Source organism: Alkalimonas collagenimarina (assembly GCF_030717845.1).
GTDB lineage: Bacteria > Pseudomonadota > Gammaproteobacteria > Enterobacterales > Alteromonadaceae > Alkalimonas > Alkalimonas collagenimarina.
On sequence record NZ_JAUZVZ010000001.1, the window covers coordinates 188208 to 202260 of the forward strand.

Annotated in this window: 12 protein-coding genes and 1 pseudogene; 7 read left to right on the forward strand and 6 right to left on the reverse strand. The window is 51.4% G+C overall.

Features of this window, described 5'->3' with window-relative positions:
• Positions 1–6: 6 nt before the first annotated feature.
• Entirely contained in the window at positions 7–450 is a 444-nt protein-coding gene (locus Q3O60_RS00895; protein WP_305892017.1) for a VOC family protein, read from the reverse strand.
• A 132-nt stretch (positions 451–582) separates the two neighbouring features.
• Here Q3O60_RS00895 and Q3O60_RS00900 point away from each other — a divergent pair, with 132 nt between their 5' ends.
• Positions 583–1482 carry a LysR family transcriptional regulator gene (locus Q3O60_RS00900; RefSeq protein WP_305892018.1) on the forward strand — a complete coding sequence of 300 codons (900 nt, stop codon included), beginning with the start codon at positions 583–585 and terminating at the stop codon, positions 1480–1482.
• A gap of 79 nt (positions 1483–1561) precedes the next feature.
• On the opposite strand, the pseudogene Q3O60_RS00905 reads toward Q3O60_RS00900, so the two are convergent.
• The 4 genes and pseudogenes from Q3O60_RS00905 to Q3O60_RS00920 form a co-directional block, all read right to left on the reverse strand.
• A pseudogene (locus Q3O60_RS00905) lies at positions 1562–1762 on the reverse strand (Rid family hydrolase); the annotation flags it as partial.
• Positions 1763–1770: 8 nt separating this feature from the next.
• Positions 1771–2424: an NADPH-dependent F420 reductase gene (locus Q3O60_RS00910; RefSeq protein WP_305892019.1), complete on the reverse strand. Its 654-nt coding sequence runs from the start codon at positions 2422–2424 to the stop codon at positions 1771–1773.
• A gap of 74 nt (positions 2425–2498) precedes the next feature.
• Positions 2499–3464: an SDR family NAD(P)-dependent oxidoreductase gene (locus tag Q3O60_RS00915; RefSeq protein ID WP_305892020.1), complete on the reverse strand. Its 966-nt coding sequence runs from the start codon at positions 3462–3464 to the stop codon at positions 2499–2501.
• Between the two features lie 58 nt (positions 3465–3522).
• The gene (locus Q3O60_RS00920) at positions 3523–4281 is read right to left on the reverse strand and encodes an SDR family NAD(P)-dependent oxidoreductase (protein WP_305892021.1); all 759 of its coding nucleotides are present in this window, start codon (positions 4279–4281) and stop codon (positions 3523–3525) included.
• 126 nt (positions 4282–4407) lie between these two features.
• Here Q3O60_RS00920 and Q3O60_RS00925 point away from each other — a divergent pair, with 126 nt between their 5' ends.
• Positions 4408–4995 carry a TetR/AcrR family transcriptional regulator gene (locus Q3O60_RS00925; protein ID WP_305892022.1) on the forward strand — a complete coding sequence of 196 codons (588 nt, stop codon included), beginning with the start codon at positions 4408–4410 and terminating at the stop codon, positions 4993–4995.
• Positions 4996–5069: 74 nt separating this feature from the next.
• On the opposite strand, the gene Q3O60_RS00930 is transcribed toward Q3O60_RS00925, so the two are convergent.
• Positions 5070–5681, reverse strand: a complete 612-nt coding sequence (locus tag Q3O60_RS00930) for a TetR/AcrR family transcriptional regulator (RefSeq protein WP_305892023.1) — start codon at positions 5679–5681, stop codon at positions 5070–5072.
• A gap of 488 nt (positions 5682–6169) precedes the next feature.
• Between Q3O60_RS00930 and Q3O60_RS00935 the strand changes: the two genes are divergently transcribed.
• The 5 genes from Q3O60_RS00935 (at position 6170) to Q3O60_RS00955 (ending at position 13864) form a co-directional block, all read left to right on the forward strand.
• Positions 6170–7414: an efflux RND transporter periplasmic adaptor subunit gene (locus Q3O60_RS00935; RefSeq protein WP_305892024.1), complete on the forward strand. Its 1245-nt coding sequence runs from the start codon at positions 6170–6172 to the stop codon at positions 7412–7414.
• A gap of 9 nt (positions 7415–7423) precedes the next feature.
• Complete coding sequence (locus Q3O60_RS00940; protein ID WP_305892025.1) at positions 7424–10606, forward strand: efflux RND transporter permease subunit; 3183 nt, start codon at positions 7424–7426, stop codon at positions 10604–10606.
• On the forward strand, positions 10599–11981 hold the full coding sequence (locus Q3O60_RS00945) for an efflux transporter outer membrane subunit (RefSeq protein WP_305892026.1): 1383 nt from the start codon (positions 10599–10601) through the stop codon (positions 11979–11981). Before Q3O60_RS00940 ends, Q3O60_RS00945 begins: the two co-directional genes overlap by 8 nt.
• 297 nt (positions 11982–12278) lie before the next feature.
• Positions 12279–12803 carry an acyloxyacyl hydrolase gene (locus Q3O60_RS00950; RefSeq protein ID WP_305892027.1) on the forward strand — a complete coding sequence of 175 codons (525 nt, stop codon included), beginning with the start codon at positions 12279–12281 and terminating at the stop codon, positions 12801–12803.
• 167 nt (positions 12804–12970) lie between these two features.
• Complete coding sequence (locus Q3O60_RS00955; RefSeq protein WP_305892028.1) at positions 12971–13864, forward strand: LysR family transcriptional regulator; 894 nt, start codon at positions 12971–12973, stop codon at positions 13862–13864.
• The last annotated feature ends 189 nt before the right edge of the window (positions 13865–14053 follow it).

Below are 14053 nucleotides of genomic sequence, written 5' to 3' on the forward strand. Positions count from 1 at the left end.
ATTGGGTTAATGCTCGTTACCGGGTGTGTTTACTGGTGTCGCTTCCGCAAGCAGCTGATTAAATTCCAAGACATTCCGGTCAGGATCGCGAATAAACAGTGCGATCCGGCGCGGACCAATGCGATGGATATCTTCGGTAATGATAATGCCGACTTGATTAAGCCAGTCTTTCAAGGCGAACAGATCATCAACGATAAAGGCAGGGTGAGTCATGCCAGGTAGCTTAACGGGTTCATCCAACAGCGGATTGCGGCCATGCTGTAAACGGGTTGCGTTGAAAATGAGATTAATGCGGACACCGTCTGCTGTCTCCATTTCATTGGCTTCATATTGTTCAAAACGACGGACTTCCTGAAAGCCGAGTTGCTGATAAAAAGCCACCGCCTCTTGACGGTCACTGACCCGGATCCCAACATGATCAAACTGACGTATACGCTGAGGTTGTTGCATGGCTGACTCCACAAATCTGTTTAGTAGTACAAGTAAACACTGTTAGTGAGATTCAATAAATACCGTGAAGCTGATATCTTTATTCAGCTTTTTGCACAAATCCGCTGTCACGCGATAACACAGGGGCAATAAATGGACAAACTCAAAGCGATGAATACCTTTGTTGTCATTGTGGAGCAAGGCAGTCTTTCAGCTGCCGCTGATAAGCTGGACCGCTCTCCTGCAGCTGTGGTGCGTACCCTTGCCAGCCTGGAGCAACACCTTGGTGTCCGGTTGCTTAATCGCAGTACGCGCCATATAGCCCTGACCGAGGAAGGGACTGACTACCTGCAGCATTGCCGCCGGATACTAGCGGACATTCAGGCGACTGAGTTTCGGCTCGACAGCTGCCGTACAGAGCCGGCAGGCAAGCTTTCTATCACTGCCCCTGTGATGTTTGGTCGTTTGCATCTTGCGCCCCTGTTGAACCAATGGCTAAAACACAACCCCGCCATGAGCGCCGAGCTGACACTGCTGGATAGAGTGGTAGATGTGATTGAAGAAAAGTTTGATTTGGCGCTGCGTATCGGTCATCTGGCGGATTCTTCGCTGGTCGCCCGAACCATTGGCAGTACCCCTTATCTACTTTGTGCCAGCCCCGAGTTTATTGCGCAGCGTGGCATGCCAAGTCACCCGGCAGAATTAGCTGAGTGGCCGACAGTTTGCTTCGCACCGGCAGGGGAAGTGTGGCAGTTCCAGGTAGAGGGTAAGCTGTGGGAACAGCGCATTCACCCGGTAGTCAGTGCCAATCAGATTGATGCTGGCCTGGCCGCCGCGCGCGATGGTGTCGGCATTTGCCGGGTCTTGGGTTATCAGGCACAGCAGGATCTGGAGCAAGGCACCCTGGTGCCTGTGTTAACGGAGTACGAGCCCCCACCACTGCCGGTGCAGTTTGTGTTCCCACATAGCCGCTTGCTGTCCCCACGGGTGCGGCAATTTCTGGATGCAGTCATAGAGCCACTGCAACAGCGTTTGCAAAACGGCTCCTGTTAGGGGGATGATGCCAGGGAAGCCGGTGACAATTATAAACCACTACCCTGGCGACAGAGAGATATGACCCGAGTGATCTGGCTTACGGAATTCTGGCGATCACCTTAATTTCAAAATCAAAACCAGCCAGCCAATTGACGCCGATGGCCGTCCAGTTTGGATAGGGTGGCGCACTGAACATTTTTTGCTTCACTTCCATGATGGTATCGATTTGATTCTCTGGATCGGTATGAAAGGTGGTGACATCGACGATGTCACCGAATGTACAACCAGCCGCGGCCAGATAGAGTGTTATGACTGTACGATGCGTTGTGCTTTGGCGAGGTTGGCAGCCAGCTCAGACTTTGTCTGATGCTCGTGAGCGTGCCAGGCAGGTTGTCCCGGACCGCTGCGCCATGACTCACTAAGCGGGCTGTTATCGACGGTGTCGAAACCAAACTGATCGTACAGTCGTGTCGCCAGTTCCACTGCCTCGGGGTAGTTGCTGGAGACCGACATCGCATGGCGGTCTGGTGTGCCTGCCGGGCTGGCCGAGATGAAGAAACGCGGTGCCTTAATATGGGTAAAGGCCTTGACCACCTTTGAGCCGGGTAATTGCTCCTGGCGTAGCTCGTGCACGGTTTTCTCCCCTGAGTCGATCATAGCAAAGTTGCCATCGCGCCAAGCCATGTAGTTATTAGTATCCAACACGACTTTGCCCGCCAGCTCTGCTACAGGCATGTTATTCTCGAGTTTCAGTGGCACGGCCACTACGACGAAATCGCCAGCTGCAGCCGCATCAGCTGCAGTTGCTGCGCGCGCGGATGGGCCAAGCTCTGCAATAAGCGCCGTTAAGGTTTCGGGGCCACGTGAATTGGCGATTACAACCTGATAGCCGCTCGCAATGGCGGCACGAGCGATCTGGCTGCCCACTTCGCCTGCTCCAATAATGCCGATGGTCGTCATCAGTAATGTTCCTTAGATATTGATTGAAAGTGATGAATGAGGAAGTAAGAGTTCCTCATTCAATACTATGGATTCTATGCTTGGCGGATCCATGCTTCGCTTTTTGCCCACAAGTGCTTGGCAATTTCTGCATCAAGCGCATACGACCTCACCCCATCGGCAAATGGGTTAGGGGTGTCATTGATGGGGGCGATTGCGCAGTCCTCCAGATAGCGACCGCCAATATCGTCCTGGTTGGCTACTACAGCGGCCCAGACTGATGTTGCTGCGGCCTGTGGGATCTCCTTTAGCTCAGCCGGTGGCAGACCTGACTCCGCGCGCGCTTTGCCTACTGTCTCGAATAGTCCCTGCAACTGTTCCTGTGAAAAATGACGCGCCAGATCCGTGAAACTGTTGCCTGGCATCACCGAGGCCGCCCGGATGCCGCGGTGGCGGAATCTTTGGTCAAACTCTAAAGCAAACAGAGCATTGGCTGTTTTAGAGCGGCCATAAGCAACAAAAGGCTCGTAGGTTTGCTGTTCAAAGTTCGGGTCGTTCAAATCCACATCGGCAACACGGTGAGCCTGAGACGACAGCACCACTAAACGACCGTTATCAATCAGCAGTGGCTCCAGCCCGGTGACTAAAGCGAAGTGTCCAAGATGGTTAATGCCAAACTGTGTTTCAAAGCCGTCGACCGTACGGCCAAACGGTGTTGCCATAACGCCGGCATTGGCAATAATAGCGTCGAACTGCCGGCCATCAGCAAGCAGTTTATCGGTACAGCTGCGAATACTTTGCAAGGAGGCCAGGTCGCACTCGACCAACTCCAGGCTAGCGCCACTTTTTGAGGCAGCGTCTCGTATGGGAGCAGTCACTAACATCGCTTTGGTAAGGTCTCTGACTGCGCCCACAACGTTAGCACCCTGGGCGAGCAGAGCGCGGGCGGTTTCCAACCCTATGCCTGATGAGACACCGGTAATCAGAAAGCGTTTTCCTTTAAGATCCACGCTTGCCAATACGTCATCGGTGGTTGATTTGGCATTAAATGACTTGTTCATCTTTTTTCCTTTCATTTATTGTGTCTGTTTGAGTTTCGAGATTCTTTTGTGTGGATCATCAGATGCCCGCACCACCAGCTACATCAATGACGGCACCAGTGATATAGCCTCCATGCGGCCCCACCAGGAAACCAACGGTAGCGGCTACTTCTTCGAGCGTTGCGATCCGACGAATGGGATGCAGGTCGAGTAATGCATCGGGGACATTGTTACCCAGTACTTCGGTTGCCATGTCGGTTGGCATGACACCGGGCTGAACGGTGTTGACAGTGATATTGCGACTGCCTAGATCACGGGCTGCGCCTCTGGCATAGCCAGTGATAGCAGCCTTGGTACCCGCATAATCGGCAGCGCCGGGGAAGGGGACACAAGTACCCAACAGCGAGCCGATAAAGATAATGCGTCCACCATTGGTGAGTACCGGAGCTGCGGCACGAGTGGTGGCTACAGCGCCCATCACGTTAATTTGCCACTGACGGTCAAGGCTGACCGTGTCTAAATCAGGGGCATCAATGGTTTTGCCCTGAACTAAGATTGCCGCATTGTTAATGAGGATGTCCAGTTGACCAAAGTTAGCCATCACTTTATCAATTAGTGGCTGGGCTGCGGTTGTATCAGCCTGATCGCTTTGGATAGCAATAGCACGACCCCCTTTAGCCTTTAGTTTTTTGACAACCGCTTCAGCCTTATCAGAGGACGTCACGTAGCTGATGGCAATATCGGCACCCTGGTCGGCCAGTGTTTCAGCCACAACAGCACCTAAGCCTCGCGAGCCACCAGTCACCAAGGCGACCTTGCCTATCAATACTTTTTGCATAGAACACCTCTTTGTCCGGAGCTTAATATTTCATAATGATCGTTATAGTAACGAACGGTATGTTATTGGACATGCATTGTCAAGTCGTTTAGTATCGATCGTTATGAAAAAAGTGGAGGTAATCTAATGGGGCGTCATCGTGAGTTCGATGTGGATAAAGCGCTGGATGCAGCGCTTAATGTGTTCTGGCGTAAGGGCTATGAAGGTGCTTCCTACACTGATCTGACAAAAGCCACAGGTGTTGAACGGCCTGCACTTTATTCCGCATTTGGTAACAAGGAAGCCTTATTCCGCCGGTCGCTGGAACGTTACTACGAGCATTATCTAAGCTTTTTTCCGGCTGCACTTGAGTTGCCGACGGCTCGGGAAGTAGCTGCCCATATCCTGCGCAGTGCCGCCGAACTGCATACCCGTTATCCGGATCGAACGGGGTGCTTGGGTATTCATGGTGTGCTGGCTGGTTCTGAGGATGCCGAGCCGGTCCGGCGTACTTTGATTGATGCGCGTGCCAGCGGAGAAACGGCGCTGCGTGAGCGTTTTGAACGAGCAAAACAGGAAGGGGATCTGCCTGAAGAGGCAGATTGTGCTGCACTTGCCGCTTTTGTGATGGCAGTGACCCACGGTATGGCTGTTCAAGCCAAAGCTGGCTTTAGTCGCGATGTGCTGGAAGCGGTTGCTGGCCAAGCCTTGTCAACTTGGCCGTCAAAACCGTGATGTTAATGTTCGCTATGGCGCTAAGGCTATAGCTTGTGACGGAATAGCCAGTTTGAATAACAGCCAATACTGAGTTAGTTACGAGGAAAGGCTTGCAATGTCATCTGCGCGACCTGGCGCAGTTGCTCGGAGGTGGCGCCATTATTGGCCTGAATAGCCATACCTTGTAGTACGGTACCGAGGTAACGGGCCAGCACTTCTGCATTTGCACCGGCAGGCAAATCACCTTCCGCGATGGCTCTCTTAAGACGTTCACAGAGCTTTTGTTCGCCTTCAACCCGGCGATTCATCAGGGCTTCTTTCACGGGAGCGGCCGCTTCGCTGCACGACAAAGCACCTTGTACTACCACGCAACCTTGCGGATGCTCCTTGTCGGTCATATTCATCGCCGCACCATACAGCATATGCTCAGCCACCTGATAAGCGGTTGGCTTTTCCAGAGCAGGCAAGAAAAACGAGCAGGAGCGGTTTTCGTAGAACTCGATGGCTTTTAAAAACAATTGCTCTTTGTTACCAAAGGCAGCATACAAACTGGGTTTGTTAATACCCATGGCTTCAGTTAAATCTGACAAAGAGGTGCCGTCATAGCCGTTACGCCAGAATACCTCCAGCGCTTTTTCCAGCGCTGTGGTCATATCAAAGGCTCGCGGGCGGCCTACATGCGGAGTGCAACTTACTACTGACATTGTTCAGCTCCTGAATTAAAACTTACTGATATAGTAAATAGCATAAGCCCCCTTGTCCAGTATGGTTTTTTACCGGCGGGTACATAAAGCATGCTTAGCTCTTCATTAAGACACTTCATCCGATGCAATCGTTCACCGCATTTCACTTGATCCAGCTTTTTTGGAGTATCAGGCAAGAATGATCCGGCTTTTGGTATTAAAGCATGCGTCAGTTCAGCCTACCATTCCAGCACACCCTTACAGCGCCTCTGTCGGCTCTACCTCACCAATTACTGCAAAGGTGCTCGTGCAGTTCATGTTTAGAACAAATTTTTCTGTCATAGAATTAAAGTAACTTACTGATCGGTACAAAAATGAATTGACAGTTTTCAGTTGTGCTATATATTTACCAATCGGTACAGAATGAAGTTATCTAAGGGAAGCCTCTTAAGGAAACTTTTTTAGGAAAGTCACAGGCAAACCATTGCCATAGTGTGGAGAACAGCGTTATGAGTACAAACAACACGATAAAAACATTCCTGCTTGCCAGTATGACGGTACTGGTATTGGCGGCTTGCAGTCAACCGGAAGCCAGTGATCAGGAGCAAGAGCCAGCTGCGATGCAAGTGAGTGTGGCAGAGGTCGTATTCGAACGCATTACCGAATGGGATGAATTTACCGGCCGCTTGCAGGCACCACAAACCGTGCAACTGATGCCGCGTGTGTCAGGCTACATAGAGCAAGTGCATTTTCAGGAAGGCGCCTTGGTGAAGCAGGGTGATTTGCTGCTGCAGATAGAGCCATGGCCTTTTGCGGCAGAAGTGGCCAGGCTGAATGCTGAACTGCTCAGCGCGAAAAGTGCCGCTGAACTGGCTCAGAGTGAATACCGCCGGGCGGAAACTTTGAGTCAGCAGCGTGCCATATCGGCTGAAGTGTTGGACAGCCGCCTGGCCCGCAAACAACAAACGGCTGCTGCCGTGGCTTCGGTAGAGGCTGCGCTGCAACGGGCTGAACTGGATTTAAGCTACACCCGCATTACAGCGCCGATCAGCGGCCGGGTTTCCTATGCGCAGGTCACCGCCGGCAACTATGTGCTGGCAGGCCAAAGCCAGCTGACCAACATTGTCTCTACCGACAGCATGCATGCGTATTTTGATGTGGATGAGCAAAGTTATCTGAAATACAGCCGGCTAACCAGTGCAGGCCAGCGGGCGGATACCCGTGATGCTGCAGCCAATCCGGTGTACATGGCGTTGGCCGATGACCCGGCATTCAGCTACACCGGCAGTATTGATTTTGTCGACAACCGCATCAATCAGCAGACCGGTACCATCCGCATCCGTGCCCGTTTCGATAATAGAGACAACGATTTGCTACCAGGTTTATTCGCCCGCATTAAATTAGTCGGTAGCCAGTCGTACGATGGCGTGCTGATTGATGAAAAAGCCATCGGCACCGATCTGAGCAACAAGTTTGTGCTGGTGGTGAATGACGATAACCAGCTGGAGTACCGTGCAATTACGCTGGGTGAAAAGGTCAATGGTCTGCGCATTGTACGTGAGGGTTTATCGGCCCGGGATCGAATTGTTGTAAATGGCCTGCAGCGAGTCATGCCCAATATGAAGATCGACCCCCGAATGGTGCCGATGGCAAGCAGCGAACAGCTGGCCAATCTGCGTCGTGAACAACAGTTACTGGATCAAACCAGCTCCGCACTGACAGCCCAGGCTGGCAAAGCGGCGAACCAAGGGTAAGGACGCGTTATGCTCTCGCAATTTTTTATTAAAAGGCCTATTTTTGCCGCTGTGATCTCACTGCTGTTTTTTATTACCGGTGCGATAGCGGTTTGGCAGTTGCCGGTGACCGAGTACCCGGAAGTGGTGCCACCGACTGTGGTGGTTACGGCGAACTATCCGGGAGCCAACCCACAAGTGATTGCACAAACAGTCGCCTCACCGTTAGAGCAGGAAATTAACGGCGTGGAAAATATGCTCTATATGTCATCGCAGGCCACCTCGGATGGTCGTATGACATTAACCATTACCTTTGCCATTGGAACCGATGCTGATTTGGCACAAAGTCAGGTGCAGGCCAGAGTAGACCGTGCCAGGCCCCGCTTACCGCAGGAAGTGCAGCGTTTAGGGGTAGTGACCGAGAAATCGTCACCTGATCTCACCATGGTGGTGCACTTAACCTCGCCCGATCAGCGTTACGACATGCTGTATCTGTCGAACTATGCCGCTCTGAACGTAAAAGATGAATTAGCTCGGATTAACGGGGTGGGTAACGTCCAGCTGTTTGGTGCCGGCGACTACAGCATGCGTATCTGGCTGGACCCTAATAAAGTAGCCGCATTGGGCTTATCACCAACACAAATCGCTGCCGCCATTCGCGAGCAGAACCAGCAGGCTGCTGCTGGCAGTTTAGGTGCCCAGCCCAGCCGTGATGCTGAGTTTCAGTTGCTGATCAATGTCAAAGGCCGTTTAACCACGGTTGAAGAGTTTGAAGATATTATCATTCAGGTGGGTGCCAATGGAGAAATCAGCCGGTTAAAGGATGTTGCCCGGGTCGAGCTGGGAGCATCCAACTATGCGTTGCGCTCTTTGCTGAACAATAAAGAAGCCGTTGCCATTCCAATTTTTCAGGCCTCTGGCTCGAACGCGATCCAAATCTCGAACGATGTGCGGGCACAAATGGCCGAACTGGCCAACAACTTTCCGGAAGGGTTGGCCTACGATATCGTTTACGATCCAACTGTGTTTGTGCGGGGCTCCATCGAAGCGGTGGTGAAAACGCTGCTGGAAGCCGTGCTACTGGTGGTGTTGGTGGTGGTGCTGTTTTTGCAAACCTGGCGGGCCTCTATTATTCCACTGGTGGCGGTGCCGGTATCCTTAGTCGGTACCTTTGCCTTTATGCATTTGCTGGGCTTTTCGATCAATGCGTTATCCCTGTACGGGCTGGTACTGGCCATCGGTATCGTGGTGGATGACGCCATCGTGGTAGTGGAGAACGTCGAGCGTAATATCAGTGAAGGCTTAGCGCCACTGGCAGCTACACAAAAAGCAATGAAAGAAGTGACCGGGCCTATTGTGGCGACCACCCTGGTGCTGGCGGCGGTGTTTATTCCTACTGCCTTTATGTCGGGGTTAACCGGGCAGTTCTATAAGCAGTTTGCCTTAACCATTACCATTTCTACTTTTATCTCGGCCATCAACTCGCTGACGCTTAGCCCGGCGCTGGCGGCATTGCTATTGAAAGGCCATAACGAGAAAAAAGACGCTTTAACCCGTGGTATGGATAAGTTATTTGGTACCTGGGTATTCGCCCCCTTTAACCGCTTTTTTGCCCATCTATCCAGCGGCTACGGCTGGTTGGTGAAAAAGGTGATCCGCTATGGCGCTATTGTCGGCGTTATGTACATCGCATTAGTAGGTGTCACCGGCTTGCAGTTTGCCACAACCCCGACAGGCTATGTGCCTGGCCAGGATAAACAGTACCTGGTGGCTTTTGCCCAGTTACCGGATGCTGCCTCGCTGGAGCGGACGGAAGCTGTGATAAAAGAAATGTCGCAAATTGCTTTGGATCACTCTGGCGTGGCTAACTCAGTTGCTTTCCCTGGTCTGAGTATTAATGGTTTTACCAATAGTCCTAATGCCGGCATTGTGTTTGTTGGCCTGGATGCGTTTGATGAGCGCGGTTCTGCAGAACTATCCGGCAATGCCATCGCTGCGGCGCTCAACCAGAAGTTTGCCGGTATCGAAGATGCCTTTATCGCCATTTTCCCACCACCGCCGGTGATGGGGCTTGGCACTATTGGTGGTTTCCGGTTGCAAATTCAGGACCGTGCCAACCACGGTTATGAAGAGCTGTACCGGGTGACGATGCAGGTAATGCAAAAGGCCTGGGCGACTCCCGAACTGGAAGGCGTGTTTTCTGGTTACCAGGTGAATGTGCCGCAGCTGGATCTGGATATCGACCGCACCAAAGCCAAGCAACAGAACGTAGCGCTGGACGATATCTTCCAAACGTTGCAGGCCTATATGGGCTCGATGTATGTCAATGATTTCAACCAGTTTGGTCGTACTTATCAGGTGAACATGCAGGCCGACGAGCAGTTTCGCCAAAGTGCGGCGCAAATCAGCCAGTTAAAAGTGCCTAACCGGCAGGGTGAAATGGTGCCATTGGGGTCCTTTATTAACGTGACGGACTCGGCAGGGCCAGATCGGGTGATGCACTACAATGGCTTTACCACCGCAGAAATTAATGGCGGACCGGCGGCCGGTTTTAGCACCGGCGAGGCTCAGGCGGCGATAGAGCGCATCCTGGCAGAAACCCTGCCAAATGGCATGACCTACGAGTGGACTGAGCTGACCTATCAGCAGATCCTGGCGGGTAATGCCGGTGTCTTTATTTATCCACTGGTGATCCTGCTGGTCTTTATGGTGTTGGCGGCGCAGTACGAAAGCTTAAGCCTGCCGCTGGCCATTATCCTGATTATCCCGATGACGCTTTTATCGGCACTAAGCGGCGTACTGATCTACGGCGGTGACAATAATATCCTGACCCAGATCGGTTTAATAGTGCTGGTCGGGCTGGCCACCAAAAACGCCATCTTAATCGTCGAATTTGCCAAAGAACTGCAAGACCATGGCAAAACTGCGATGGAAGCGATTCTGGAAGCAAGCCGATTGCGGTTACGTCCCATCCTGATGACGTCAATCGCCTTTATTATGGGCGTGGTACCGATGGCGTTTTCCAGCGGAGCCGGTGCAGAGATGCGCCAGGCACTGGGGGTGGCGGTATTCTCCGGCATGATAGGCGTGACTATTTTCGGGCTGATTTTAACCCCGCTGTTCTATTACATGCTGGCAAGACGGGCCGAGAAAAAGGCCCTACAGCAAACGCCAGCCACAACCATGAACTCAGTGGAGGCCACGCATGCGTAGTCCGCTTAAACCAACAGCCATTGCTATCCTGGTGGCAGCGCTCAGTGCCTGTGCCGTAGGGCCGGATTATCAATCACCGGCCCGGGTGGCAGATATTCGCTTCACCAGCCCTTATCAGCAAGCAGAGCAGTTACAAAACTGGTGGCTGGCCTTTGATGATGCCGCGCTCAATCAGTTGATTGAGCGGGCACTGGCAGAAAACCGTACCCTGGCGCAAGCCAGGGCGAACGTCGACCGGGCCTATGCGGTATTTCGTGATACCAACAACGATGTATTGCCCAAAGGCACACTGGATGCCGGCTATCAGGCCAGCGAGAACGCGACGCTCTCACCTGATGATAACGGCGTGATCACCCGTGGCTACAGCACCGGTGCCAGTGTCAGCTGGGACCTGGATCTCTTTGGTAAATTGCGCCGGGCCAGTGAAGCGGCGCAGGCGCAGGCGCAGCAGGCCGATATTCTGTGGCACGATGCCCAGTTGCAGCTGATCAGCCAGGTTGCCATTAATTATGGTGAATACCGGGGTGCCCAGCTGCGCCTAGTGGTGGCAGAGCAAAACCTGCAAATTTTGCAACAAAGCCGCGCCATAGTGCAGGCCCGGCTGGATGCCGGTATGGCCTCGGAGTACGAACTGGCACAAATCGATGTGCAGCTACATCAGGTGCAAGCTTCAGTGCCGGCTTACCGGGTCGCGCTGCTCACGGCTGATGCAACTTTATCGGCTTTACTGGCACAGCGCCCGGGTCAGCTAAAGTTAGGGGCCGTGCCGCATTTACCCGAACTAAAACAACCCGTTGCCATTGTCGAAGGTGAAAACTACCTGCGTTACCGTGCTGATGTGGCAAGTGCTGAGCGGATGCTCGCTGCCCGCACCGCAGACATTGGCGTGGCTACGGCAGATCTGTATCCGAATCTATCGGTACGTGGTTTTCTGGGCTTTGTCTCCGACCCTGGTTTAACGCTGGGTACTGATACGCAAAGCTGGTCGGTCGCCCCCAGCTTAAGCTGGCAGGCAGGTGATTTAGGCTCGGTAAAAGCCCGCATCCGTGCCGCCAAAGCCAGCTCAGCCATGGCGCTGGCGCAGTTTGAGCAGCAGGTGTTTAACGCCATGAACGATATGGAGCTGGCGCTGGGCAGTTACAACCTAAGCCGCGAGCAGCAGCTAAGCACCGAACTGCAGTGGCAAGCCAGTAACAAAGCTGTGCAAATAGCCCGCGAGCGCTATATTGCCGGCAGCGGAGAGTTTCTCGAACTGCTCGATGCCGAACGGGAGCTTCTGCGTAGCCGCGATCAACTGGCGCAGTTGCAACAACAAAGCTTTATCCGCCTGGTAGGGATTTACCGCAGTTTTGGTGGCGGGATCCAGCTGATGTAGGGATGGTTACACAGTGATAAAGCCGGAGTTGTCCGGCTTTTTATACTGTAGTTCAGTAACAACCGTGATGTTGTTATAGCCACTGTCTGAATCGTCGCTTACAGATTAAAAGGGCGGTACCTAAAGAAGAGTACATTAATTTACGTCAAAACATTTTTCACAGAGCAAATAATGTTTCTGGGAATAGACTGTTTACTTGTTTTGTACCGATCGGTATAATATTGCTATGGTTAATTAGTCCTTGATGGAAGATACGTAGAGCGGGGTTAGTGTATGCGGCAGTTGGGAGTACTATGCATGCTTTTTGTTAGCATGCTAGGGCAGGTGCAGGCTGATACAGGCACAGAGCATATCTCACAGGTTTCAGTAGAGTACCTGAAGGGTGCAGGAAGAGTGCAGGGGCTTCGATTGGCTTACCGCCCCTCGGAGTATCACTTTGCGACTTTACCAATACTGGGTGACGCTAATTTGTATTGGGAAGCAAGCACCAACTTTTGGCAGTATGGTCAGCCATCGAAGTATCAAAGTAATGTGGTGTTAGCACTGTCCCCTGTGTTGAAAAAGCAGTTTGCAAATTGGTCTGGTAAGCCCGTGTTTTGGGAGCTTGGGGTTGGTGTCAGCGTGCTGACAAAGCGTGAGTTCGCCGGTAAAGATTTAGGCTCATATTTTCAGTTTGAAGATCGACTCGGCTTGTTAATAGGGCTGGATCAGCAAAGCAGTAAGATGCTGGCGATTCGTTATATGCATTACTCTAATGCTGGTTTATCCAACCGTAATCCAGGCATGGACTTTCTGAACATTGCTTACTCATGGCGCTTTTGATCAGAAGCCGTACTTTCAGCATCTCACTCTGATCGACGTACAAGAAGGAGCATTTTTATTTCAATTCCAGCAGGGATATCTAGTGTTGGCACTCTGTTCCATGCCGGAAAGGGGTTTATTAGCAATCGGATTGCATGGTATGAAATGGTACATTGGGAGCGCAGAACATGAATAAAGCTACCATCCAGCAATGGCATATGTTCTTAGCAGTCGCAAAATATGGTGGTTTTGCGCAGGCTAGCGAAAAAGTTTATAAAAGCAAATCGTCAGTACACCGCTCAGTCACTAAATTAGAGCAGACGCTAAATGTCAGCTTGCTTAAAGTTGAGGGTAAAAAAACACAATTAACGCCAGATGGCAGGAAAGTATTCCATCTGGCTGAGAAGCTATTATCCGATGCGCGCAACCTTGAAAGCTATGTCGCTGGCTTAACTGGTTTAAATGATTCAAGCATTAAAGTTGCTGTTGATGCCTTGTTCCCGAATGGAATTCTCAGGTGTGTGCTGCAATCTACCAGCGCAGAGCTTTTGCTTAAGCAACTTGAGATCACTCAAGTATCAAAAGCACCATTTGACGATGGAGCTTATACTGATGTTGTGTTATCGGTACTGAAATCAACCGTCTCCGGATATTCCGTAAATGGCAGCATAAGTGTGCCTTATGTTGCCGTTTTCGGTGTGAAAAGCTTTGTTTTTGAGAGCTCAGCTGCAATTTTTTCGGATGAATTAAACAACCATATAGAGATTCGGGTAGGTCAGGATCCCGTCGGAAGTTTACTGGGAACGAAAAATGATGGTTGTTGGACGGTGGACAAAACGAGCTCAGCAATAGAGTTAGTTTGCGAAGGGATCGGTTATGCATGGTTACCCTGTATAGATGTGCAAGACTATATTGCATCAGGTAAGTTACGCAAAATATCTTTCCGGGATCAACCTGACATCCGTAAAATTGATTTCTATCTGAATGTACGTGACGATCATCGATTTTTACCCGGAGTTAAGCACATAGTGCATCATTTTAAGCACTTTGAATCAAAACTTACATTGCCTTCAGTACCCTGATCTCTCCTAATTCCCTGGATAGGAAGCAACCATTGTGAGATGAGCTTTTGCCTCATCATCTGCCAGTGATTTCAGCTATTAAAAATCGGTGTAATACCGTAGGAATGGGCAATTTCCTTGTAGCTCTATGTATCCAAAGGACATGGCTTTGACTCTACTATTTGCATGGTCATTACAGACAGATACGAA

What these genes read in the sequence shown, in the direction of transcription:
- Q3O60_RS00895 (WP_305892017.1), bottom strand. Translation starts at nt 450, where the DNA reads ATGCAACAACCTCAGCGTATACGTCAGTTTGATCATGTTGGGATCCGG.
- Q3O60_RS00900 (WP_305892018.1), top strand. Translation starts at nt 583, where the DNA reads ATGGACAAACTCAAAGCGATGAATACCTTTGTTGTCATTGTGGAGCAA.
- Q3O60_RS00910 (WP_305892019.1), bottom strand. Translation starts at nt 2,424, where the DNA reads ATGACGACCATCGGCATTATTGGAGCAGGCGAAGTGGGCAGCCAGATC.
- Q3O60_RS00915 (WP_305892020.1), bottom strand. Translation starts at nt 3,464, where the DNA reads ATGAACAAGTCATTTAATGCCAAATCAACCACCGATGACGTATTGGCA.
- Q3O60_RS00920 (WP_305892021.1), bottom strand. Translation starts at nt 4,281, where the DNA reads ATGCAAAAAGTATTGATAGGCAAGGTCGCCTTGGTGACTGGTGGCTCG.
- Q3O60_RS00925 (WP_305892022.1), top strand. Translation starts at nt 4,408, where the DNA reads ATGGGGCGTCATCGTGAGTTCGATGTGGATAAAGCGCTGGATGCAGCG.
- Q3O60_RS00930 (WP_305892023.1), bottom strand. Translation starts at nt 5,681, where the DNA reads ATGTCAGTAGTAAGTTGCACTCCGCATGTAGGCCGCCCGCGAGCCTTT.
- Q3O60_RS00935 (WP_305892024.1), top strand. Translation starts at nt 6,170, where the DNA reads ATGAGTACAAACAACACGATAAAAACATTCCTGCTTGCCAGTATGACG.
- Q3O60_RS00940 (WP_305892025.1), top strand. Translation starts at nt 7,424, where the DNA reads ATGCTCTCGCAATTTTTTATTAAAAGGCCTATTTTTGCCGCTGTGATC.
- Q3O60_RS00945 (WP_305892026.1), top strand. Translation starts at nt 10,599, where the DNA reads ATGCGTAGTCCGCTTAAACCAACAGCCATTGCTATCCTGGTGGCAGCG.
- Q3O60_RS00950 (WP_305892027.1), top strand. Translation starts at nt 12,279, where the DNA reads ATGCTTTTTGTTAGCATGCTAGGGCAGGTGCAGGCTGATACAGGCACA.
- Q3O60_RS00955 (WP_305892028.1), top strand. Translation starts at nt 12,971, where the DNA reads ATGAATAAAGCTACCATCCAGCAATGGCATATGTTCTTAGCAGTCGCA.